This is a genomic window from Bradyrhizobium sp. 160 (assembly GCF_023073735.1).
Classification (GTDB): Bacteria; Pseudomonadota; Alphaproteobacteria; order Rhizobiales; family Xanthobacteraceae; genus Bradyrhizobium.
Genome location: NZ_JADPKD010000031.1, coordinates 28,175 through 50,936, shown reverse-complemented (window position 1 = coordinate 50,936; position 22,762 = coordinate 28,175). Strand labels below are relative to the sequence as shown.

At 58.4% G+C, this 22,762-nt stretch carries 12 protein-coding genes and 11 pseudogenes; 11 read left to right on the top strand and 12 right to left on the bottom strand.

What is annotated here, in order from left to right; genetic code table 11:
* Positions 1 to 3 precede the first annotated feature (3 nt).
* The 3 genes and pseudogenes from tnpC to tnpA all read right to left on the bottom strand — a co-directional run bounded on the left by tnpC (position 4) and on the right by tnpA (position 2,389).
* Positions 4 to 1,568: pseudogene (tnpC, locus tag IVA98_RS13455) on the bottom strand (IS66 family transposase).
* Between the two features lie 99 nt (positions 1,569 to 1,667).
* A pseudogene (gene tnpB, locus IVA98_RS13450) lies at positions 1,668 to 1,949 on the bottom strand (IS66 family insertion sequence element accessory protein TnpB); the annotation flags it as partial.
* Between the two features lie 17 nt (positions 1,950 to 1,966).
* Positions 1,967 to 2,389, bottom strand: coding sequence for an IS66-like element accessory protein TnpA (gene tnpA, locus IVA98_RS13445; protein WP_247355068.1), 423 nt, complete (start codon positions 2,387 to 2,389; stop codon positions 1,967 to 1,969).
* 60 nt (positions 2,390 to 2,449) lie between these two features.
* Between tnpA and IVA98_RS13440 the strand changes: the two are divergent.
* Positions 2,450 to 2,910 (top strand): annotated as a pseudogene (locus IVA98_RS13440) (IS256 family transposase); the annotation flags it as partial.
* A 185-nt stretch (positions 2,911 to 3,095) separates the two neighbouring features.
* On the opposite strand, the pseudogene IVA98_RS13435 reads toward IVA98_RS13440, so the two are convergent.
* Positions 3,096 to 3,858 (bottom strand): annotated as a pseudogene (locus tag IVA98_RS13435) (ISNCY family transposase); the annotation flags it as partial.
* A gap of 19 nt (positions 3,859 to 3,877) precedes the next feature.
* On the opposite strand from IVA98_RS13435, the pseudogene IVA98_RS13430 reads away from it, so the two are divergent.
* A pseudogene (locus IVA98_RS13430) lies at positions 3,878 to 4,102 on the top strand (IS21 family transposase); the annotation flags it as partial.
* A gap of 56 nt (positions 4,103 to 4,158) precedes the next feature.
* On the opposite strand, the gene IVA98_RS13425 reads toward IVA98_RS13430, so the two are convergent.
* Positions 4,159 to 4,374 (bottom strand): hypothetical protein, encoded by a 216-nt coding sequence (locus IVA98_RS13425; RefSeq protein ID WP_247355089.1) that lies wholly within the window; start codon positions 4,372 to 4,374, stop codon positions 4,159 to 4,161.
* Positions 4,375 to 4,454: 80 nt separating this feature from the next.
* On the opposite strand from IVA98_RS13425, the gene IVA98_RS13420 reads away from it, so the two are divergent.
* The 4 genes from IVA98_RS13420 to IVA98_RS13405 are packed head-to-tail and all read left to right on the top strand — an operon-like array spanning position 4,455 to position 9,734.
* Positions 4,455 to 6,071 carry an ABC transporter substrate-binding protein gene (locus IVA98_RS13420; protein ID WP_247355067.1) on the top strand — a complete coding sequence of 539 codons (1,617 nt, stop codon included), beginning with the start codon at positions 4,455 to 4,457 and terminating at the stop codon, positions 6,069 to 6,071.
* Positions 6,068 to 7,048, top strand: coding sequence for an ABC transporter permease (locus tag IVA98_RS13415; protein WP_247355066.1), 981 nt, complete (start codon positions 6,068 to 6,070; stop codon positions 7,046 to 7,048). Before IVA98_RS13420 ends, IVA98_RS13415 begins: the two co-directional genes overlap by 4 nt.
* On the top strand, positions 7,045 to 7,965 hold the full coding sequence (locus IVA98_RS13410; RefSeq protein WP_247355065.1) for an ABC transporter permease: 921 nt from the start codon (positions 7,045 to 7,047) through the stop codon (positions 7,963 to 7,965). Before IVA98_RS13415 ends, IVA98_RS13410 begins: the two co-directional genes overlap by 4 nt.
* On the top strand, positions 7,965 to 9,734 hold the full coding sequence (locus IVA98_RS13405; protein ID WP_247355064.1) for a dipeptide ABC transporter ATP-binding protein: 1,770 nt from the start codon (positions 7,965 to 7,967) through the stop codon (positions 9,732 to 9,734). The genes IVA98_RS13410 and IVA98_RS13405 overlap by 1 nt, the downstream gene beginning before the upstream one ends.
* 350 nt (positions 9,735 to 10,084) lie before the next feature.
* Here IVA98_RS13405 and IVA98_RS37640 read toward each other — a convergent pair.
* The 5 genes and pseudogenes from IVA98_RS37640 to IVA98_RS37635 all read right to left on the bottom strand — a co-directional run.
* Positions 10,085 to 10,733 (bottom strand): annotated as a pseudogene (locus tag IVA98_RS37640) (IS110 family RNA-guided transposase); the annotation flags it as partial.
* Positions 10,730 to 11,493 (bottom strand): IS5 family transposase gene (locus IVA98_RS13385; protein WP_247355061.1). Its coding sequence is split into 2 segments (ribosomal slippage): positions 10,730 to 11,179 and positions 11,182 to 11,493, totalling 762 coding nucleotides; the frame shifts between segments, so codons are not numbered across the junction. The pseudogene IVA98_RS37640 and the gene IVA98_RS13385, both read right to left, overlap by 4 nt.
* Positions 11,494 to 11,567: 74 nt before the next feature.
* Positions 11,568 to 11,949, bottom strand: a pseudogene (locus IVA98_RS13380) (IS110 family transposase); the annotation flags it as partial.
* Positions 11,950 to 12,226: 277 nt separating this feature from the next.
* Positions 12,227 to 13,784 (bottom strand): annotated as a pseudogene (locus IVA98_RS13375) (ISL3 family transposase).
* Positions 13,785 to 13,831: 47 nt separating this feature from the next.
* A complete protein-coding gene (locus IVA98_RS37635; protein WP_524536376.1) occupies positions 13,832 to 13,963 on the bottom strand; it encodes a twin-arginine translocation signal domain-containing protein in 132 nt (43 codons plus the stop codon).
* A 724-nt stretch (positions 13,964 to 14,687) separates the two neighbouring features.
* On the opposite strand from IVA98_RS37635, the pseudogene IVA98_RS13370 reads away from it, so the two are divergent.
* The 3 genes and pseudogenes from IVA98_RS13370 to IVA98_RS37630 all read left to right on the top strand — a co-directional run bounded on the left by IVA98_RS13370 (position 14,688) and on the right by IVA98_RS37630 (position 18,380).
* A pseudogene (locus IVA98_RS13370) lies at positions 14,688 to 15,858 on the top strand (M24 family metallopeptidase).
* A 563-nt stretch (positions 15,859 to 16,421) separates the two neighbouring features.
* Positions 16,422 to 17,606: a M20 family metallopeptidase gene (locus IVA98_RS13365; RefSeq protein WP_247355060.1), complete on the top strand. Its 1,185-nt coding sequence runs from the start codon at positions 16,422 to 16,424 to the stop codon at positions 17,604 to 17,606.
* 210 nt (positions 17,607 to 17,816) lie between these two features.
* Complete coding sequence (locus tag IVA98_RS37630; RefSeq protein WP_524536375.1) at positions 17,817 to 18,380, top strand: SDR family NAD(P)-dependent oxidoreductase; 564 nt, start codon at positions 17,817 to 17,819, stop codon at positions 18,378 to 18,380.
* Here IVA98_RS37630 and IVA98_RS13360 read toward each other — a convergent pair.
* On the bottom strand, positions 18,283 to 18,633 hold the full coding sequence (locus IVA98_RS13360; protein WP_247355059.1) for a hypothetical protein: 351 nt from the start codon (positions 18,631 to 18,633) through the stop codon (positions 18,283 to 18,285). The genes IVA98_RS37630 and IVA98_RS13360 overlap by 98 nt on opposite strands.
* A 527-nt stretch (positions 18,634 to 19,160) precedes the next feature.
* On the opposite strand from IVA98_RS13360, the gene IVA98_RS13355 reads away from it, so the two are divergent.
* Complete coding sequence (locus IVA98_RS13355) at positions 19,161 to 20,186, top strand: NAD(P)-dependent oxidoreductase (RefSeq protein WP_247355058.1); 1,026 nt, start codon at positions 19,161 to 19,163, stop codon at positions 20,184 to 20,186.
* Between the two features lie 190 nt (positions 20,187 to 20,376).
* Here IVA98_RS13355 and IVA98_RS13350 read toward each other — a convergent pair.
* A pseudogene (locus IVA98_RS13350) lies at positions 20,377 to 21,640 on the bottom strand (IS5 family transposase); the annotation flags it as partial.
* An 852-nt stretch (positions 21,641 to 22,492) separates the two neighbouring features.
* On the opposite strand from IVA98_RS13350, the pseudogene IVA98_RS13345 reads away from it, so the two are divergent.
* Positions 22,493 to 22,621: pseudogene (locus tag IVA98_RS13345) on the top strand (transposase); the annotation flags it as partial.
* Between the last annotated feature and the right edge of the window lie 141 nt (positions 22,622 to 22,762).

The following is a 22,762-nucleotide window of genomic DNA, read 5'->3' as shown; positions in this document are numbered from 1 at the left end:
GGCTCATGCTGCCAGCCTCGGATCGAGCGCCTGCATCGTGTAGGTCGATGCCCAAGGGAGCAGTTCGTCCAGTCGCGCCGCAGGCCAACCATTGACGAGCTTCGCGAGAACATCAGTGAGCCAGTGCTCGGCACTGACGCCATTGAGCTTACAAGTCTCGATTAACGAAGCCAGGACTGCCCAATTCTCAGCGCCCTCGTCGCAACCGGCAAAAAGGGAGTTCTTGGCGTTGAGCTTGATCGGCCGCACCGCACGCTCGACAGCATTCGTGTCCATCTCGATGCGCCCGTCATCAAGGTAGAGCGTCAAGCCGTCCCAGTGACGCAGCGCGTAACGCCAGGCTTTCGCCGTGTCGCTCTTCTGTGCAAAGTGATCAAGCTTGGCCTCAAACCATTGCTTCAAAGCTGTAGCCAGAGGTCGGGCATGCGCTTGTCGCCCCGCGCGGCGCTCGGCAGCAGATCGGCCGCGGAGTGCCTTCTCGATCGCGTAAAGCTGGGCGATACGCTCGAGGGCCTCGCGGGCAACCGGAGCTGGCGCCGGAGCAACCTCGCGCTCGATCTTCACAAACTGGCGCCGCAGATGCGACCAGCAGAAGGCGAGCGTCCCGGACAGGGCGTCCGCACGCGTCTCTCGGGTCATGGTCTTGTAAGCCTGATAGCCGTCGCAGTGGATGATGCCGCGATAGCCCTCGAGCAAGCGCAAGCCATGAACGGCCCCGCGGCCCGGTGCATAGGCATAAACCACCCCAGGTGGGTCAGGTCCGGCCTAGGGCCTGTCATCGCGCGATAACGCCCAGAAGTAGCCGGTTTTCGTCCTGCCGCGTCCCGGATCCAACACCGGTGCCGGGGTCTCATCGACACAGAGCTTCGAAGAGTCGAGCAGAAGCTGGCGCAAACGATGCCACAAAGGCTTCAATTCCTGGGCGGCATAGCCGACCCAGAAGGCGAGTGTGGAACGTCGATGGCGATACCGTGCGTCGCCAGCATCTGCGCCTGGCGGTAAAGCGGCAAATGCCAATGATACTTGGCGTCGATCACATGCGCGACCAGCCGCTCAGTGGGCAATCCACAACTGATCAATCGCTCGGGCGCAGCGTGCTGGAGGACGACGCCGTAACAGGCGCGGCAGGCCAGCTTGGGCCGGCGGGTGACGATGACGCGATACTGCGCCGGTACGACGTCCAGCCTCTGGCTCTCATCGTGACCGATCTCAAAAAGGGCGCCTGCGCAGCACGGGCAGCAGGTGGCAGCGGGCATCAAGGTCTCGATGATGCGCGGCAAATGCTCCGGCAGCTTGCCACGATTGGCCCTGCGCTGGGCAGCTCTCTTCTCGCGTGTTTTGGGATTGGCGCGGTCCTCGGCTGCTTCGAGAGCCGCGACAGCCTGACCGATATCCTCCAGAACAAGCTGAAGCTGATCAGCGTCAAGCTTTTCCGAGGACCGACCGAACTGCGCGTCTTTTGCAAGCTTGAGCAACCGCTCGAGCCTGGCGCAGCGATCCAGCAGAGCCGCGGCAAAGGCACGCAACTCGGCTGGATCGCTCGGCAGCTCATCAGGCAAATCACTCATTGGCCCGAGTCTGCCATGCTTCGCGCCCCGATGCAGCGAAGATTTTATGTCCTGCGCAAGCGCTTTCGGCTGCGGGATTCGAGGCGCATGCATGCGTGTCCAATCCATGCCGGACAGAAGCGCGGACAACTGCGCGGCGTTCATTCGCATGACGCCGTCAACGACCGGCGGCCACTTGAAGGCGCTGCCCTCAAGCCGCTTCCAATACAGCACGAGGCCACTACCATCCCAGACAACGATCTTCACCCGATCAGCTCGCTTCGCACGGAAGACCACCGCCACGCCCTTCATCGGATCGTGGCCCAGCGTCTCCTTCGCCAACAGCGCCAGGCCATCCGCGCCTTTCCTGAAGTCTACAGGTCGGGTCGCAACGTAAATCATGAGGCCAGCGGGAGCCGTCAGCATGAACGTGTCCGGCGCAACGCAACAAACGCATCACTCAACACGGCAAGGCCAGGCGTCCCTCGCACCTCAACTCGTGCCCCATGGAGCTCAACCGTCACAACGGCTGCTTCCGGCGACCCGGAGGGAGCTGCAGCCGCCGATGGGGACGATTCCGACACCAACGGCACCAACGACAGTGCTCCCGCCGCAGCTGGCAGCACCAACTGGCCCAAACGCGCCCGGCGCCGCCAGTCATGTACCTGCTGGGGCCGGCAGCCATGGCGACGTGCGACATCTGTTACGATCGCGCCCGGCTCGAGACTGTCCGCGACAATCTGCGCCTTCAAATCATCTGGCCACCGTTTCCGGCCGCCGCCGGCGTACACTTCTATGCGCGGTGACAACGGTCGTCTTATGTCGTCCGAATGGTCGTCCATTGTGAGCACCCTTGCAGAAGATGACTCTTCTAACGGCGCTCACAGGTCTACGCACAAACAAAGGCGCTCACCGCCGTGGTCCAGGAAGCCTACGTGCAAGGCGTCTCCACCCGCTCGGTCGACGATCTGTGCAGGCGATGGGAATGAGCGGGATCTCCAAGAGCCAGGTGAGCCGGCTCTGCGGCGAGATCGACGACAAGGGGAAGGCCTTCCTCAATCGCCCGATCGAGGGCGACTGGCCCTATCTGTGGATCGACACAACCTACGTGAAGGTGCGCCAACAGGGGCGTATCATCTCGGTCGCGGTGATCATCGCGGTCGGCGTCAACGGCGATGGACGGCGCGAGGTTCTCGGCATGGATATCGGTCCTTCCGAGGCCGAGACGTTCTGGACCGCGTTCCTGCGCAAGCTGGCGCGGCGCCGCCTGCGCGGTGTCAAGCTGGTCCTGTCCGACGCCCATGAGGGGATCAAGGCCACGGTCAGCAAGGTTCTCAACGCCACCTGGCAGCGCTGCCGCGTGGGGCCGTTGAAAAAGTCCGAATTGACTGATTCCGTTCTGGTCTGTGATTCGCGATCGGCGGAGCAAACGAGATGCTGGTGCCCCTCGCTCGGCGCGCAGCATCGCGTGCAGCATCACATCCATCCGAGCTAACCTAAAGCGAGATGGCATTAGGTTCGACAGCCTGAACTTTTCATCGTGACCTTGCCCCGCCAGCAGCTTGGCCGCTTCCAGGCTTCAAACCGACGACAGCCGAACATCCTACGTACGATGGCGCAGTTCTTCTGCTCGACAAGCGCCTGGTCGCTTTTCCGGTAGAGCCGGCAAAGCGTGAAGACGATGTTGGCGTTATCGCAGTAGGCTTTCAGCTCTCATTCATGAACACCGTATCATTGTCCGTGTCGAGGCCGACCAGCGCAAAGGGCAATTGTCTACGCAAATCCGTCAACACCGTGCTCAACAGCACTTGCTCGCGCGCACGATCAGAGGAGCGCACCTGTCCAGCCGGTAGCAATGTCGGTTATCGCAAGGGTCTGGATGAAGCTGCCGCGCGTCGATGGACCGCTATGCGCTACAAAGTCAGCTTCGAGGAACCCGGCGCCGGATCGTTCCAATCTGTCGACGTCCGTATTGAAATACTGCGACGCAACGAGTGCGTCGCGTGCCGTCAGAGCTTGCGACCTAATTCTTCTCGGTCCCGCCCCAATTCGCAGTCGATCGTCGCAGCGCTCATTGCCAACAGTTTGTCGCGGATCTCGGTGGCAAGGTCGAGGTGGCCTTGCCATTCCATTGCCTCAATTAGCGCGGGCATTAACGCCTTCAGCCGCTTCCTGCAGATCCGGTCTGACGCCTCCCAAAGGAGCACGAGCGCGTGGTGTTCTGCCTCATTATAGACCCGGTGCCGCGCCCGCCGGCCGAGCGTGCGTCTCCCTGACCTCGAAGAAGCCGCATCGCATTCTTGCGATGGAATCGCAGTTATGCCGAGAGGCACGTCATCAGAAGGAAGCCGATGGCGTTGATCAATCTGGTCTATCGCGATCGGCTCTTCCTGCGGGAGGCCTACCGGCGGACTTTCGATCTCCTCGTCGAGCGTCTGCCCGAGCGCCAGGCCTGCCGCATCATGGTCGAGCTTCTTGGCCTCGCCCACGAGCGCGGCTGCGAGAGCGAACTGTCCGAGGAGCTGTCCATCTGCCTCGACAATCACCGGCTTCCCGGCCGGCATAGCGCGGTCCCCAGCCTGGCATCAGGCCGGAGGCGAGAACCGTCCGTTCAAATTTCACGCGCGGTTGTTGATTTGTTGCCGTCTCTTGGAGCGGTGAGTTCTTGTTGAGCGACGAAAGTGGGCAGGCGGCAAACGTCTCCAAAGACTTCTTCGAAATGAATCGTCGTCATCCGGCGCAATTGCCGTAAAACCTGCGCAATTTCTGCAAGGGACGCCCCGGATTTGCCGGCAAAAGGCGGCGCTGGGTCAGCAAACTGCAGCAAAGTTACTAACGCCCGTCGGACAACAGCCTAGAGGGTCTTGGCGGAATCAAAAATTCTAACAAGGGAGAGGAATAGTTCAAATGCCAAATTCTATTGCGCGCTCTTACCGTAACATGACAAGTCATCTCAACGTGCGTCCTGCTATCATCGCAAGCGTGGCGGCACTACTCGCGATCGCCTCTCCCGTTGGCGCGGAAACGCTGAAATGGGCTCGGAGCTTGGACGTTCAAACCCTCGACCCTCACGCCTATAACGAGAACGTTACATTTGCGTTCAATCGGCAGATGTATGAGGGCCTTGTGGAGCGTTCCGACGATGGAAAGCTGATCGGAGTGCTAGCGACCGAATGGCGGATGCTTCCTGATCATTCCGACATTTGGGAGTTCAAGCTTCGCCGGAACGTCACTTTCCACGATGGCGCGCCCTTCAAGGCGGACGACGTTGTATTTACGATCCAGCGAGCTATGGCGCCCACTTCGAACGTGCGCACCTATCTGAATGCAGCAGTGGTTGAGGAAGCCATTGCGAAGGACGATTACACCGTGCATGTCAAGACCAAGGGTCCCAGCCCGCTTCTGCCCGAAAACTTGACAAGCATCTTTATCATGAACAGGGCGTGGGCCGAGAAGAATGAATCCGCTGTCCCGCAGGACTTTAAGGGCGGCAAAGAAAACTATGCGGCGCGCCATGAGAACGGCACGGGCGCCTATCGCCTCGTGAGTCGCGAGTCGGATCGGCGTACGGAACTGCAAGCTTACGATAAATATTGGGGTATCGGCCAGTTCCCATTGGATATTGATCGGATCATCTATACTCCCGTCCAGTCGGCCGCGACACGGGTGTCCGCATTGATAAGCGGAGAAGTTAACTTCCTCCAAGACGTGCCTCCCCAAGACATTACGCGGTTGGAGCAGAACGAAAACCTTCGGGTGGTGCGAGGTCCAGAGATCCGCACGGTTTTCTTGGGCGTCAACGTGGGTGCGGATAAGCTTACCAGCGGCGAAGCAAAGGGGAATCCCTTTGCCGACAAGCGGGTCCGCCAAGCAATGAACATGTCCATTGATCGCAAAGCGATCAAGTCGGCAATCATGCGAGGTGAGTCGGTTCCGCTCGGCACAATCATTTCTCCGATCGCCGACGGCTATACGGAAGAATTGGGTAAGTTTCCAAAACTCGATATCGACCGAGCCAAGCAGCTTATAGCCGAGGCGGGGTACCCCGGTGGATTTTCGGTTACTCTGAACTGCCCAAATGACGGCGCGGTGAACGATGAGCGCATCTGTCAAGCCGTAGTGGCAATGCTAGCCAAGATCGGCATCACGGTGCATCTCGATGTCCAACCCAGTGCCGTTGTCTGGCCCCTAGTTCTCAATCGGAAGACGGACTTCTACCTAATGACGTGGGGCTCATTCGATTCTCAATTGATCTTCGATAATCTCGTCCACTCTCGCGGCGCTTGGGCGGCAACGAATTACAAGAACCCGGAGATTGATGCCAAAATTGAATCACTCCGATCAGAAGCCGATCCTCAGAAGCGCAAGGCCACAATCGCCGAAATTTGGAAGGTCGTTCAGGACGAATGTCGCTATGTTCCGATTCACGCGCAAATGTTGGCCCGTGCGTCGCTGAAGACGATTCACATCACGCCCAACGTTGGTAATCAGATCGCCGTGAAAACCATCAAGGTGGACAAGTGACAGGCTTTTTTCTGCGCAGACTAGTGTCCGTGCTCCCGGTGATGCTGATCACGGCGTTTCTCTCATTCGCCGCCTTTCACTTTATCGGCGATCCGCTTCAAAATATGTTGGGACCGGAGGCCACTACGCAGGACCGTGCTCGGCTGGCGGCCGAACTTGGGTTCGACCGCCCCTTTTACATCCAGTTCGTGCTGTTTATTCGTTCGGCCCTCCATGGAGACCTCGGCACTTCCACTCGCGTTGGAAGGCCCGTGCTGGATTTGATCCTCGAGCGGCTGCCTGCGACTCTGGAACTAGCAATGTTATCGTTCATCTTTGCAATGGTCGTGGGCGTCGCGCTTGGCGTCATGACAGCATTGCGACCGCGTTCTATACTATCGAGTTGTAGTATGACGGGTTCGCTGATCGCAGTATCGATGCCCAACTTCTTGATCGGCATCGGCCTCATCTACGTGTTCGCGGTCAAACTGGGATGGCTGCCATCCTTTGGGCGTGGCGAGACGGTGAAGATCGGCTGGTGGACGACCGGTTTGCTGACTAAGACTGGCTGGCAGGCCATCATTCTTCCTGCGATTTCGCTGGCGACCTATCAACTCACGCTAATCCTGCGTTTAGTTCGCACGGAAATGCTTGAGGTCATGCATTCCGATTACATCCGGTTCGCAAGAGCGCGGGGACTGCCAGATCGGCTGATCTATTTCTCTTATGCACTGAAGAACACGATGGTGCCCGTCGTCACAGTCGCAGGTTTGCAGTTGGGATCCATTATCGCATTCGCCGTTGTTACTGAGACCGTATTCCAATGGCCAGGCGTTGGGCTACTCTTCATTAATTCGATCAGATTTTCCGACGTCCCAATCATGGCGACATACCTTCTTATCGTGTCGGTCATTTTCGTCACCATCAACACGGTCGTGGATTGCATCTACTACCTTCTGGATCCTCGTCTCCGCAGCACGGGAGGAGCAATCAGATGACAATCGACAAGTTTGCGGCGTTGTTTGATTCTGATGTCGGCCACTCCTACATTCGCTCCCCGGGAGCGGTTTTCTCTACGCTAGTCCTGCTAGTCCTCACTGCCGCGGCGGTAGGCGCTCCTTTATGGGCGCCGCAAAACACTCTCGATGCCAGCAGCTTCGACCTGCTCTCGTCAAATACACCGGCGTGGAGTGTCAACGAGTTCACGAACCATTTCTACGCTTTCGGCTCAGACGACCAGGGCCGCGACGTGCTTTCAGCAACGCTCTATGGAACGCGGGTTTCCCTCCTAGTCGGGCTTGCCTCGGTTTTGGTCTCGATGTCGATCGGCGTCTGCTTAGGACTGATCTCCGGTTATTTCGGGGGGAACATTGACGCAGTAATCATGCGCATAGCAGACATTCAATTGTCCATCCCTGCCATTTTCATTGCGCTACTTATTTCGGGCTTAACGCGGTCACTACTGCCACCGGGCGCACGCGACGCGCTTGCTGTTTACATGGTAATATTGGCGATTGGATTTTCTGGGTGGGTGACATATGCCCGCACTGTGCGTGGCGCCGTGATGGTGGAGAAACAGCGCGAATATGTGCAGGCAGCTTTCATGATGGGGCTTCCGACCCGGACAGTGCTGGTACGGCACATTCTACCAAACGTACGTCGTCCAATCCTTGTTATTGCAACGATTTCACTTGCCCTCTCCATTATTACGGAAGCTACACTCTCCTATCTTGGCGCTGGTCTGCCTGCTACTCAACCATCTCTAGGGACGTTGATCCGCAGCGGCCAAGATTTTCTGTTTGCTGGCCAGTGGTGGGTCCTGGTGTTTCCTGCCGTCACTCTCCTTGCACTCGCGCTCGCCATTAACATCCTGGGCGATTGGTTGCGAGATGTGATTAATTCGAGGGGCATCTGATGACGGCAACTGCCCGGCCTCCCGTTCTTTCCATTCGCGGACTTTCCGTCGACTTTGCAAGCCGCCATGGCACGTTCCACGCTGTCCGTAATGTCAGCCTCGAGATTGCGCCTGGTGAAATACTTGGCATAGTCGGCGAGTCTGGCGCGGGTAAATCGACCGTCGGAGCCGCCATCACGGGCTTACTACAAGCTCCCGGCCGTATTAGTGCGGGCGAAGTGCGGCTTTCCGGTGACATCATCGATGCGCGCGATATTAACGCTATGCGCGCGTTACGCGGAAAACGCATCTCGACCATTTTCCAAGATCCATTAACCAGCTTAAATCCGCTCTTCACCATTGAGAGACAACTGGTCGATACTATCCGAGTCCATCGCGCTTTGTCGCGGGCTGAGGCACGAGCGGAAGCGGTGCGTCAATTGGAAGCGGTGGGAATTCCTGAGCCTGCGCAACGGGTCAAGAACTGGCCGCACGAATTCTCTGGCGGCATGCGACAGCGCGCGGTCATTGCGCTTGCCCTCTGCTCACAACCCGAGCTCATTATTGCGGATGAGCCGACGACAGCGCTTGACGTGACGGTCCAAGCACAGATCTTGAAGCTGATCCAGGACTTGGCTCGCGAACGTCAAGTGGCCGTGATGCTCATCACCCACAACATGGGAGTGATTTCCCAGGTCACTGACCGAGTCGCGGTGATGAGGTCCGGGGAAATCGTCGAGCTCAATGACACTTCGGCTGTTCTTGGACATCCACGCCATGAATACAGTCAGGCCTTGATTTCGGTTGTGCCGCCCGGTGACGTTAAACTAAATCGCTTCCCTGTGGCTGGTGCTGGTCGAAATATCGATTCCGCGATGCAGTGGCTGCTAGAAGAGGACACGCAGCGAAGTTCTGCACGTCCAGAAGCACTTGTAGAGCTTCGCGGCGTGGAGCGGGTTTATGGAACGACGCGGATGTTTGGCGGCTTCACTCGGGAGGTCTTTAAGGCGCTGCACGATGTGAATCTGGACATCCGCTATGGCGAAGTCATGGGTCTCGTTGGCGAATCCGGCTCCGGGAAAAGCACGATCGCGAGGATCGTCGCTGGCTTGGCGCCCCCAAGCAGCGGCCAGCTAATGTTTGATGGGAAAGATGTCTATGCGGCGAGCTTCGAAGCCCGCCAACATATCCGCCGTCAGACCCAGATGGTATTCCAGGACCCTTATTCGTCTTTGAACTCACAGATGCGCGTTGGAGAGATTATCATCGAGCCCATGATTCACTTTGGGCTCGCAAAGAATAGGCGCCAGGCCGAACCGATAATGTTAGAGCTGCTCAACGCGGTTGGTCTGGAACCAAGTGCCGCCCGCCGCTATCCGCATGCCTTCTCGGGCGGTCAGCGACAACGTATTTCAATCGCACGAACGTTGGCGAGCCGCCCGCGGTTTTTGATCTGCGATGAACCTACCTCGGCACTCGACGTTTCTATCCAGGCGCAGATCCTAAATCTTCTGAAGGACCTTCAAGAGAAGCTCTCGCTGACAATGCTATTCATCAGCCACGATCTTCCTGTGGTCCGCCAGATTTGCGACAGAGTTACAGTTCTACAAAATGGCCAAGTTTGCGAGAGTAGCGAGACGGAAGAGCTGTTTAAAGCGCCGAAGCACCCTTACACCGCCTCGCTCTTGTCCATGATACCGAACATGCACCGCCCCCGGGGTGTATCGCCGAGCTGGGGGCGGCCTCATCTCAGTCTGTCGGGTAGTGTCGAAGAATCACGTGTTCAGTGATCTGTCGGGCATGCCGATTTGGCATATTTCATCGATCCGCAATAGGAAGCGCTATCGACTGTGATCTTGCCCCCATATGTGGAACGGCCCGCGTGGCAAGAGCTTTTTCAGTCGATTTCACACATTGGAACGGTGCGGTCATATGTCCGGCCTTTGCGCGCGGCACATGGCCGCTGGCCTCGATGAGATCCGCGGAACGAGGAGCTAAATCAAGTTTACGCGTTTGAGCGCATTGGGGGCAGTAGCTTCACTCGTTTCGGGATGTCGTCCCATGGGTTCATCGGCTGTTGTTGCACCTTGCCCTCTGCCGGCCTGCACCGGTCAGATCGCTTTGGCTGTCACTGCGTCCATCAGACGGCGGCCGCGGCAGTCAGCGGGTCGGGACGTCGGTAAGTCCCGCCCTTGTTCAGAAGCGCCCAGATGATCCGCGCCGTCTTGTTGGCCTGCGCGACCGCTGCAACCTTGAAGGGCCGTCTGGCGAGAAGCGCCTTCAGCCACGGCCGCGCCCGAGCGTCGTTTCGGACAACCCGCAAGACGGCCGTCGCCCGACAACGAGCAGAGAGCGGAGTTCCGCATTTCCCATCTTCGATATTCCTCCCAGTCGCTCTTTGCCTCCGCTTGAATGAGGCCGCGGCGTCAATCCCAGCCAGGCGGCAAAGTGGCGAGCCGACTTGAACCCGCCGGGATCCGCGCCTTGATGGTCGCCGCCGTGATGGCGCCGACGCCGGGGATCGTGGTCAACCGACGCATGTCCTCGTCGTGCTTGGTCTCCAGGACTATTGCGCGCTCGAGCCTCTCGATCTGGTCGGCTGAAGCTTCAATCTCGTCGGCAATAGCACTCAGCGCGAAGCGCGCTGCTGCGGGAAGGCGAGCATCTGTCTCATCCCGTACGATTGCGACCAGCACCTCAACCTTTGCCAGGCCAGCGGTGGCGATGATGCCCAATTCGGCCAGATGCGCGCGCAACGCGTTGACCGCCTGCGTTCGCTGCCGCACTAGGGTGTGGACTCAATTGATTGAAGCCAAATTCGCACCGAAGCGAGTTGAACGAAAGCGAAGAACGTCGCGCCGAGCTTGTCGTAACGGGTGGCGATGCGTCGAAACTGCTTTAGCTTATTGAAGAAGCGCTCAACGTGGTTGCGCTCGCGGTAGATGGTCTTCTTCCACCGGAACCCCTTCTTCCGGTTGGATTTGTTCGGAATGTTGGGGGTCGCGCCTTGATCACGGATGTGGGCACGAACACGATCGGCATCGTAACCTTTGTCGGCGATGACAATGGCGCGCGCATCGAGTCCGTCGAGCAGGGCTTCGGCGCACGTCACGTCGTGGGCCTCGCCGGGGGTGATCATGAGGCGGACCGGGCGGCCTTTCGCGTCGACGCGCGCGTGGATTTTGGTGGTGAGGCCGCCTCGGCTTCGGCCCACACAACGATCTCCACTCTTTTTTTCACCCCGGATGCATGCTGATGGACCCGCACGATCGAACTGTCGATCATCTGCACCTTGCCATCATGTGCCTTGACGACCGCATCCATCAGCCGGTCCCAGATGCCGGCTTTGCGCCAGCGGTTGAAGCGATTGTAAGCGGTCGTATAAGGCCCGTATCGCTCCGGCAGATCGCGCCACGGCGCTCCTGCGCGCAGCACCCAAAAGATGCCGTTGAGAACGCGGCGGTTGTTGCCTGGCTTGCGACCTCGACGGTCCTTCGGGAGAAGGGGTTCGATAACACTCCACTCGAAATCCGTCAGGTCGTATCGCATGATCCCAGCCCCGATGTTCGGTAGCTTGAATCATGGTCCGCTCTGATCCGCTACTCGAATTTGAGTACACAACCTAGAAGGGCGCGGGTCTTCAGCACCATCGCAGCAGCCTGTTGCTCGGCCGTCTTGATCGGGACGAAGCGCATGGTCTTGCGGGTCCTCGCTGATGGCCTCTGCGTCCGCCGCATCCGTTTTGCCTCGCTTTACGAAGGGTTTGACATAAGCCGGCGGAATGAGCCGCACCTCATGACCGAGAGCTGCGATCTCGCGCGCCCAATAGTGGGCGCTACCGCAGGCTTCCATCCCCACCAGGCATGGTGGCAGTTTCTCGAAGAAGCGCAGAACCTCGCTGCGCCGCAATTTCCTGTTGAACACGGGCGAGCCCTCCGCATCCGCGCCGTGAACCTGGAAAACGTGCTTGGCCAAATCTAACCCGATGGTGCTAACCTGTTTCACGGAACGGTCCCTCCTTTGTGGCGTTCGAACAACGACCACGTTCTAGCACTTTGATGCTGTTGGAGCGGGCCGTTCCACCACATCAAGTTTTATCCAGTCCTGAGTTCGCTCGGGCCATTGGATTTGCCCGGCTGGGCGGTGGGGGCGACGGGAGCTGGCGCGGAGCCGTCGGCATAGCGCAGCGCCAGATCCCGGCGCGGGGTGATAGGTGAAGGCGAACTCGGATGTCAATCGGCGTTCAAATTTGGCTCTGACGCAATCTTGGTGCAGCTCCACTCTATTCTGCGCCGATTAGCCTGGCCTGGAGCAGATCGATTTTGCCGCGGCCGTACATTTGCCGCCTGACGAGTTTCAGGCGGGTGATCTGCCCCTCCTTCTGTCCGTTGGACCAAGGTAAGGTGATCGCCGACCGAACCGCCGCTTCGTCGTTCGTAACGCCGCGGGCGAATGAGGCAACGAGACTGGCGCGAGCGCGCTCGATCCACGGTGACAGCTCGGCGGCGGCTCTGCGCCGGATCATCAAATGGAATTCGGCGATGATCTCGCGTGCCTCGACAAGGGTTGGTACGCCAGCTTCGATCGCCGCGACAGTGACCGTCTCTGCCTTCGAGAGCGTATCACGTCCAATCGTCATGAGACGAGCGATCGTTCTGGCCGACGGGATCCGGTGAAGGTTTTGTGCGTCGGCCTTTTCGGCCGGCCGCCTGCGTGTTGCCCATTCTGCGACGACACGAAGAGAGCCTCGGAAGCCGCGCGCCTTTAGACCCCGCCAAAGTTCAGCGCCGTTTCGGCAGCCGGCGGCCCATTGATCGTCGAGCCATGGCAGGTGCTGATCGAGCGAACTCTGCCGGGTCCGGAAGACATCGTGGCGTTCGCCACGGATCACCTGACGAACCAGCTTCCTGCTATGACCGGTCTGGCGCACGATCTGCTTGATCGGCGTTCCGCTTTTCGACAGGGCCAAGATCGTCGCATTGGTCTCTTCGGCGAAGATATCCTTCATACTGCACGCGCTCGGCCGCGCTGAGCAGTTTGGGATCGATGGTTGTCGCCCCGATTGCGCTGCGGATCTGGCGCATCGATTTGTGGACGGCGTCGAGGAAGGCCCGACTGGCGTTCTTCATCAAATGCCAACGATCTGCGACCTGTACCGCATGCGGGAGGGCCCTTGCTTGCCGCAGCTTCGCCATATCCCCCGCCGCGATCGCGAGCGACGATAGCGATCGTGGGATGAGCGGCGAGCCAGGCTTGGGCTGTCGCGGGCTCACGATCTGGCAGCAGGGTGACGATCCGGCGCCTTTCCAGGTTGCAGATGATGCTGGCGTATCGGTGATTGCGCCGCCAGGCCCAATCATCAATGCCGATAACCTTGAGCGGGTCAGCCGGGGGACGGTGACGGCGTCGGACCACGCGCAGCAGAGTATCCTTACTCACCGGCAGCATCAGCCGCCTTGCGAAGTCTGCTGCCGGTCGACCGCCAAGCGCCGAGCCGAGGTGATGAACGATAGAGTCCAGTCTCGCCGTGCGCCGCGCCGATGGTGCCAGTACCCCTTCAGCGAAGCGCTCTGTGAAGATTTGGCGCCCGCACAGAACGGCGTCGCAGCGGAAGCGGCGGGCGACTACCAGGAGCTGGACGATCCGCCCGAGAGCGGCAAATCGGTCACGCGTCTTCGATAGCGGCTATGGACACGCCGGGATACTGCTCCGCACGATGGACATCGACCAACGCTTCCGGACGCCCGGACCACAACAATGGCCTTATCACCCTCGTAGTACGCACTCTCTACAACAAACCCACGCGGCACCAGACTGGAGCGGTGGAGTGCTTGCTGCATGGCGCTGATTCTCCCCAATCAAAGCGCCCGACATCCCTCAAACTGCATCAAAAGTGAGTCAGAGCCAATATTGCAGGCCGAATGACAGGAGCCCCCGTAACACCCGCTAAGGAGAAGCCAGCACCAAGAGCGGCAGTCGAGGCAGCGCCTTTCAAGAATTCGCGGCGTGATGTGGACATCTTCGTTCTCCCTCGTGAAGGTTCATGTCTGATTGTTCGAGAGCATGCACCCCCCCATGCAGGGAATTTCTCTGGAGTGAGCCCCAGCATAGCCGAAGTTCAGCTCTAACTCCGCAAAATGCGAAGTTTCACGTCATGAGTAGGTGCCCATTGGGAGGGCGAGATACGCGAGGCGCGAAGGCTCCGGCGACGCCTAGAGCGCGAGTCTGAGGCCGCCTGCTAAAAGCCAACGTCCTGGTTGCCACGGCGGCCGGTAAATCCGTAAAAGTCGAGATCGTGAAGCCCTGAGCAGTTTGACGATTCAAGCTGAACCTCGGGCGATACTCAGGAAGCGGACCCTAGCCTCTTGAAAAACCCATGAGAGGTCGGGCCAGTATTTGCGCTTTGATTTGGGCGTGGGGAATCTTTGTGAAATGACCATCTCATGCAGAAATTCGTACCCACGACGCGGAAATGCCCCTTAAACATGTATGCCACGCAAGTATCCTAACTCGTCTTCGAGGAAGGGAGGCGGAAGCAAGGGTTGCTTTTAGTTGCACAACGAACAGCCTTTATGTTGGCTCGGGAAGCTGGCCCGCGCTAAGTGCGCTTCTACTCACAATTCGCGCAATAGACGCGCTCGGCCGAACTGAAGCAAGCGCGGAGGATATTGCGCAAAACCGAAATTCAGTGATCTGCCGTCACAACTGCAGACCGCAATGTCCAACAATAAGGAGTCAAACTCATGGCAATGCCAAAAGCGCCGCAGGCGTTCCCGCGAACCGAATATCTACGAAGAATCGCCGCCGTTAAAGCGGAAATGGAAAAACGCGAGATCGACGTGCTGATGGTCACAAGTCCGGCCAGCATCACGTATCTCTCCGGCTACACGAGCAAATCCGGATACGTGCCGCAAGGCCTGATCCTTTCGCTAAAGGAAGAAGAGCCGACCTTTTTCACGCGGCGCATGGATGCACCGGCGGCGATGCATCAGATGTTCTTCGATAGCAGCCGCGTCATCGGTTATGCCGAAGATCTCATCGCCAATCCCGACCTGGACGGTTTTGATGCGATCATCGACTTCTTGCATGACAAGGGCCTTGCTAGCGGGGGGGGTCGGTCTTGAGACAAAGGCCCTCTCGGCTCAAACAGCCGAAAAATTCAAGGTCAGAATTCCGAAAGGGAAGATTGTCGATTTCGCTAATGGAGTCCACTGGATCCGGGGAATTAAATCCGATCTCGAAATCGGCGTCATGCGGGAGGCCGCGGCGAACGCCGATGCTGGCATGGCGAGAGCGACAGAAGTTATCCGTCCGGGCGTCAGAGAGGCAGACGCGGCCGCTGAGATCATCGGCGCACTGGTGCGCGGCGTTGATGGCAAGCCAAGCACGGACCTTGCGGGCTTCTTCCTGTGCGCCTCGCCGCGTTCGGCCACGGCCCATATTCGTTGGACCGAGGATGCTTTCCGACAAGGATCGCAAATCAATCTGGAATTTGCCGGAGTGCGTCATGGCTACACGTCGGCGCTGATGCGAACCATGTCAATTGGTAAGCCTTCAGACCGCTTGCGCCGCGTCCATGAAGCTGAGGTGGCAGGTCTAGAGGCCGCACTCGCTGCTGTCAAACCAGGGGCCATCTGCGGCGATGTCGCCACCGCATTCAACACGGCCATGAAAAAGCACGGCGTGCAAAAGGAATCACGGTGCGGTTACGCTATCGGTATCGACTGGACAGAACCGACGGCCAGCCTCAAGGAAGGCGACCGCACAGTCTTAAAGCCGAATATGACTTTTCATCTGATGCTCGGGAATTGGATCGACGAAGACTTCGGTTACGTCATTAGCGAGACGTTCCGGGTCACCGACACTGGCGCCGAGGCGTTCTCAAAGCTGCCGCGGGTCATTTTCGAGATCTGAGTTTGGAGGACGAGGCCCTCACGCGATGCGGACCTGCAGGGGCTTTGCAGGTTCGTTTTCGCAGTATAGTGGGCTGCCAATGTTAGTCCGGTATCCTAGAGGCGGTTGTGTCGAATTATTGGTTGTTAGTGAGGAGGATCATTGCCCATTCCCGGAGCGCTAGAAGGTCGATTTGTTCTTCATAACACCTCTTTGGCAATTTCTACGTGAACCGGCTTATCTGCGATAGATGCCCTTTAGCTTGGCTCTTGAGGAGGACAGCAAAGCTGTAAATCTCAAGCACGTCGAGCGTCCAGCAAAACGAATACCTTGAAAGGCTTCGTGCCGGGCCATCCTACCTTCGAGCCCGGTACGCGAATGCGAGTTTACGACCGGCTGCGCGTTACAATGCAGCTAGTACGCAGGCTAGCCGGTCCTCCCATTTTGGCGAAGAACTCCTGCGCAAAACCAAGAAACTCAGCTGGACGCATGCCTTCCGAGCGAGAAGTTTGCCGATTATCGGTCCCCTGCGAGTGTTAGTCTTAGGTCTAGTGAATGCTCCGGCGGAACATAGGATCGATTTGATGAGCACACGCAGCAACAGCTTCCTGTCAGATGCGGAGCGCGATGCGGTCATCGAGCTGCGCCACGATATGCATCGCGAACCTGAGCTTTCGAACGCGGAATGGAAAACGCAGGAGCGGATCCGGGCGGTGTTGCAACGTTTCGGCCTCAGCGGTTTCAAGACGTTCCACAACACCGGTCTTTATATTGATATCGAAGGGCGCGCCTCCGGTCCAAAGCGTGCGGTCGCCGTGCGCGGCGACATTGATGCGTTACCGATTCAGGAGACGCGGGACGACCTGCCCTATCGCTCCCAGGTCAATGGTGTCATGCATGCTTGCGGTCACGACGTGCACGGCTCGATTGCGCTCGGAACCGCGCTCGCATTGCATCGGATGCGGGACAACTTCGCAGGTAAGGTCCGCGTGTTCTTCCAGCCAGCCGAAGAAGCGGAGCCCCTAGGGGGCCGCACGGTTCAAGACGAGAAACTGCTGGACGGCTTCGACCGGGCCGTCGGCTTTCACGTCAGTCCTGGAATTCCCGCCGGTATGTTCGGCGCACAGGAAGGCGCGGTAACGAAATCCGCCGACCAATTCAAGCTTACCGTCACCGGAAAAATGGCGCACGGCGCTTCACCTCATAATGGCATCGACGCCATTGCTATCGCCGCAGCCTTCATCAACGAGGTGCAGAAGGTAGTTTCGCGCGAAATGCCGATCGACGACGCTGCAGTAATAACGATTGGCACTATCCATGGCGGGGAGGCTACTAACATCATATGCCCATCCGTCGTCATGGAAGGGACGATCAGGACAGCGTGCTCGGAACGCAGGGCGCTCCTGTCACAGCGCGTGCGTGAAGTCGCGGAAGGCGTCGCTGCACTGCACCGGGGTCGTGCCGAATGCATCATTCGCCAAGGTGAACCGGCTGTCGTCAACGATCCCGAAATGGTGAGGAAATTCCGCCAGCTTGTCCACGATACTGCTGGACGCGACGCCTTCTTCAGCGAGAGGAGACCGATAGCAGGGAGCGACGACTTCGGCTTCTACGCGGCTTGCGTGCCCTCGATCTATTTCTGGCTCGGTACCCGCGCGCCCGGCAATGAGTCGTTTGTGCATACTCCCACGTTCGGTGCATCCGACGAACTCATTATCCCGACAACTGTGCTCACCGTCAGATATATTCTGGACCTGCTTAATTCTTGATCGGGGCGGGCGTGCCACGGGCGCCCGCGATGCCGCGTTTAATCTCTCGGACGCGGAACCGCCGACTACCGAAGTGGGACTTCAGCAGATCGCTGCTTGTTAGCAGGTTTAATCAACCGCGCTCCCGCGGCTCGGACATTGGCTCAGAGCGCCGTGTCGCGGGCATGAGTGGTGTAAGCCAGCGCGCTTCATCGTTCAAGTAGCGGGGTGATGATGAATTGCGATAGCCGCCGAAGGGCTCTGGTCACGGCCAGCAGCAAAGACCTGGGTTTTGCAATCGCGCGACGTTTGGCGCAAGACGGTGCGTATGTCGTGATCTGTGGTCGCGATCAATCGGCATTGGAAAGAGCTGCCGCTCATTTGCGAACCATTCCGCAATGCGCCCATGGAATCGTCGCTGACCTCGGGCGTCGCTCGGAGGTAGACGCGTTGTTCGAGCGGGCGGTGAGGCTCATGTGGACCGTCGATTGTCTGCTGAACTCTGGTCACATGCCTTATGGCACTATCGAGGCTTTGACTGACGAAGACTGGCATGCATCACACGAGATGCGCTTATGTGCGCAGTGCAGCTTTCACGAGCCGCGGCCAGACTTATTAAAACATCAGATCGTGCAAGGGATATCGTATTCGTTACCCGGGGTGCATGAGACAGCAGGGCACCTGCTTCTGTCAAATGTCATGCGTGCCGGCACAGCGGTAGTGGCCGAACATCCTGCCCGCCGCGCTTTCGGCAAGTGGCATGCGCTTGAATTTTGTCGCGCCAGGCTATTTTGATACCGGCAGGATACGCCAGAGAATTGAAGCTCTGACGATCGGTGAAGGCCTCGACAGAGATTCGGCTATCGAACGGATCGCCAATGCAACTCCACTGGTCCGGATCGGAGACGCCGAAGAGCTCGCAGACGCGGTGGACTTCATTGTGAGCCATCGAGTGAGATATCTCAATGGTACAACGATTGTTGTCGATGGAGGTAGCGGACGAATCGTTACGTAGGATCGTCAATAAGGTCATGAATTCCACGAGCACGCGATCTTTCGCACGAGAGTCCGCGCGGCTATCGTGAAGCCACATCGCGGTGCACCTCGCTCCGCTCGCATTGTGCGGTGTCGGCTTTGTTGCCGATGGCAAGCGGTAAGACCCGCTAAGCCATGAACGGTACCCAACCCATCTTCCCGCGCCCCGAATATTGGACCCCTGCGGCGCGGCGATCAAAGTGAGAGTGCGTATTGCCTTATGTATTGATGCTCCCGGGTGCAATCCTCTCCCAGATCGTCGCGCTACAGACCCCGGCGCAGCGAGCCATGAATGAAAAGTATGGAGCGCGGCATTTGCGGGCCCAAATACTCGACCGATGCGGACAGTTGCTGCTTCAAGGTGCGCAGTGCCGAGAATTCCAGTGGGAGAACGGTTTTCCGCGGGCAAACAACCTCTGTTGCAGAAATTCGCCTCAGCTGCCTCGGAATGTGCCGCAAATATTCTCCTTCGGCCCCGTACCGTACGATCAATGAAGGGGCTTCAAGGCCTTAGGAAACCTGATAGGGGGAATTGGCACGATGAAGGTGCTCTGTTTGTGGTACGCGACCGATGACGAAATCAGTTACATCAAAGGAGCGATGCCGGCTGGTACGGAAGTTGTGGCTCCGAAAGGCGACTATCTCTCTCGCTTTGATTGTGCATACTCAGATGTAAAGCACCTTGCCCCCGACGCTGACGCGATTATCGCCTTGAGCGTCCCGGAAGGCGCTTTGGAGATCGCCAAAAAACTCAAGGTGTTTTCCTGGATGCATTCGGGGGTTGATGACCTCCGCCAAATGGGGGTTCTCTCTCTCTTCAAAGAACGCGGCGTGAAACTTGCGAATATCCGTGGTGCCAACGCCGTCGCGGTAGCAGAGCAAGCGATGATGTTCGTGCTTTCGCTGGCGAAGCAGACGATAGTCAAGCACCAGGCATTGCAACACCGACAGAAACCGCACCCCGTATATGAGGACGAGACTCGATCGGCTATGTTGCATGGTCGAACCATCGGGATCATCGGCCTTGGACAAATCGGCGCCCGCATCGCTAAGCATGCGAAGGGCTTCGACATGCATGTTGTCGGTGTCCGCCGCGACAAGGGAAGGCCGGTGGACTGCGTAGATTCAGTTCACGGAGTCGACGAGTTGCAGTCCGTGCTTGCGAAATGTGACTATGTCGTCGTCGCGACCCCCAATACGGTTGAAACCAATCAGTTGATTGGCAAAGCCGAAATTGCAGCGATGAAGCCATCTGCCTTTCTGGTCAACATTTCGCGTGGAAGTGTGATCCAAGAGAAGCCGCTTTATGAGGCGCTTACGTCCGGTCGGTTGCGCGGCTACGCAGCGGATGTCTGGTGGACCTATGGATTTGGGCGGGCCTTTCCAGCCGGTTCGGGCTCACGCTTGGCTGTTCATAAGCTTCCAAATGTGATTGGCTCCGATGATCAAGCTGCGAACGCCGATGACGTTCTGCAGCGAAATATTAAGTGGGGTACTCAGAACCTGCTAGAGTTTGCGACGGAAAAGCCGCTCACGCGGGAAGTTAGCCTGGATTTGGGTTACTAGACTAACCGATGGAAAGTCGCGGGGACCTGAGGGGCTCCAAAAGCAAACCGAGTTCAGGGACTGCGGACTCATCATGCAGTCCCTGAAACAGTCGTTCGTGAAGTTTTGTTTTGCGGGCCGGACTATGTAGGGCCGGCGATGGGAAAGTCGCGACTGAGGATCAATAACAATGCGCGCAAAAGCGTCTTGCACGCAAAAGTAGGCTGAAGTTGAAGCCGGCGGCTGCGAGGATGGCATTGATCCGGTCACCATTTCGGCCTTTGAGATAGTTGCGCCGCATCCGGTGATCGTCCTTGAGATGGCCGATCAAGGGCTCGACGGCGGCGCGACGGCGCATCTCACGACGGATGGCTTTGGTGACCCGGCGGACCTGGCCGCTGATCCAGACCTTGAACCGATCTGGATAGTTGTGGCCGCGATAACCCTTGTCACCATGGATGCGGCGTGCTGCGACACCTGTGAGCTTTTCGAGATCGGCGATGACGGGACCGAGCGTGTGGCCGTCATACGGATTGCCGTGAAGGGCTTTGGCATGCAGCACGAACTGGCCCTCCTTGGGCGCGGTGGCCGGCGTGGTAATCGACACCTTGCAGCCAAATTCGTAGGGGGCCCGCGCCTTACCTTTACCGATACATTCCACCTCGGGGGCGTGCAGCGAATAGACCTTCGGTCCGCGCTGACGCTGCTCTTGATGCCGAACCCGCACTGCGAGATCGAGCAGCCGGCCAAAGCGATCCTCGAGCGCGGGATCACCCCCGATCTTGCGACGAATGTCCCGCATGATGCGGCGAGCCGGGTGCGCAGGAATTTGAGCTCCCGCCGGGCTCGCTTGAACTGATGGGCATGCGTATAGCGCCCCACCATGATGGCGGCACGCTTGGCTACGCGCAGATAGCTCTGGCGCAATTCGATGCCCTCGCGCTTGGCCAGCGCAACCAGCTTCTCTATCGCCCGGTGGGTAAGCCGCGCATCGGTCGGATGCGCAATCGCCTTCTCCTGGACGGTGGTATCCACCACCACGCGCTCGAGATCCTTGCTCTCGATGGCCCCGCTCCGGTGTCCCACCGAAAGGCTCTCTCCTGCAAAAGCGCTGTAATCTGCTCCTCCCCCAGCCGCTGGCGCCAGCGCGTGCGCGATGAGCGATCGAATGGCAGTTTGTGCTGAAACACCACTTCCCCGCAGAAATACTGAAAATACGGGTTCTCCACCCACCGTTCGCACAGCGCCTCATCGGAGAGGTTGTGCATGTGCTTGAGGATGAGCAGGCCGGCCAGCAATCGCGTCGGCAGCGGCGGCTGCCCTGGCCCGACGCAACAGACCGAACCAAAGCGTCCCGCCAGAAAGTCCCAATTCATCTCCGCTGCCAACCGCACCAGCGGATGGCGAAGATTGATGATCTTCTCCAGTGATGGACCAAACAGGTCGTCCTGACGATCGTCGCGCGGCTGGCTCACGGGTCTTCCTCCGACAGCGAATCTGCCGCCAAAGGAATCACGAAGCTCCGAAATCCGGAATTCCAAATCGCAAGAAAACCAAGATCCGCCCCCAGCTTTCTTGCAAAATCGAATACTTGCTCAACTCAAATCACAGTGCCAAATCAATCGCTTCCGAATTCTTCACACACGACGACTTCGCCGTCCGCCGCGACGACCGGCGATTTCGCGCTCAAAGATTTCGTTGAGCATGCGCTCGACCCGTTTGATGATATCATCGGCTCCATAAGTCGCCTGCGCACGCCCATTGATTGCGATCAGAGCGGCGATGGGCCTGGGTGGCGTTGGCACGCCTAGTTCACCGGCAAGGCGATGCCGAACAAGCCAGCGTCCGACCGATCAGCGATGTCTCGGGGCGACACGCTCGCGAAGATATAATGTCCACCCAAGGCGGCGTTACGGCGGATGGACGATCGGCCGGAGCTTAGCCTCGGGGCCTATCCTTCTCGCAGCACACGCTCTCTACAACAAACCCGCAAGGCATAGACTAGGGGCAATGTGCTGCGTGCATGGTGCGATATCTCTCTCAATTATGGCCATGCAGCCCGCGAGCGGTACCATCCGAAAATTCTCGAATTGTTGCCTTGGACGCAGAATTTCGACGGGTTCAAGCCGCGCATTAGAGTAATTCGGCTGCTGGAACGCGATACCATTCTCTGCAGGTTAAAATGTAAAATCATCAGCCTTGCGAAAGAAAACGGCTGGGGAGCGCTAAGGAGATGAATAATGCGCCTTTTGGCGAGGCTGAGAACTGAGCTGCTGCCGGTTTGATGGACACCGAGATTAGGTGTTTCATGAAGCCGGAGGTGGGCAATGAAAAGACGGAAGTTCAGGCGCGAGTTCAAGGTCGAGGCGATCAAGCTGGACATGGAACGCGGGGTATCGGTGGCGCAAGCCGGCCGCGACCTGGACGTCCATGAGAATGTTCTTCGTTCGCGGGTCCTCTTCGAAGTTTCGATGGTTCTGCCGCCTCGGCGGAATTTTGTTGAACATTGTCGCGGATCACAAGTGATCGCGGTTCTACTCGGTAACCCGCGCGAACGCCGCACATAAACGGACCTGTAATGGAAGGAGTATCCGCCC

What these genes read in the sequence shown, in the direction of transcription:
- IVA98_RS37630 (WP_524536375.1), top strand. Translation starts at nt 17,817, where the DNA reads ATGATGAATTGCGATAGCCGCCGAAGGGCTCTGGTCACGGCCAGCAGC.
- tnpA (WP_247355068.1), bottom strand. Translation starts at nt 2,389, where the DNA reads ATGGACGACCATTCGGACGACATAAGACGACCGTTGTCACCGCGCATA.
- IVA98_RS13405 (WP_247355064.1), top strand. Translation starts at nt 7,965, where the DNA reads ATGACGGCAACTGCCCGGCCTCCCGTTCTTTCCATTCGCGGACTTTCC.
- IVA98_RS13420 (WP_247355067.1), top strand. Translation starts at nt 4,455, where the DNA reads ATGCCAAATTCTATTGCGCGCTCTTACCGTAACATGACAAGTCATCTC.
- IVA98_RS13410 (WP_247355065.1), top strand. Translation starts at nt 7,045, where the DNA reads ATGACAATCGACAAGTTTGCGGCGTTGTTTGATTCTGATGTCGGCCAC.
- IVA98_RS37635 (WP_524536376.1), bottom strand. Translation starts at nt 13,963, where the DNA reads ATGTCCACATCACGCCGCGAATTCTTGAAAGGCGCTGCCTCGACTGCC.
- IVA98_RS13355 (WP_247355058.1), top strand. Translation starts at nt 19,161, where the DNA reads ATGAAGGTGCTCTGTTTGTGGTACGCGACCGATGACGAAATCAGTTAC.
- IVA98_RS13365 (WP_247355060.1), top strand. Translation starts at nt 16,422, where the DNA reads ATGAGCACACGCAGCAACAGCTTCCTGTCAGATGCGGAGCGCGATGCG.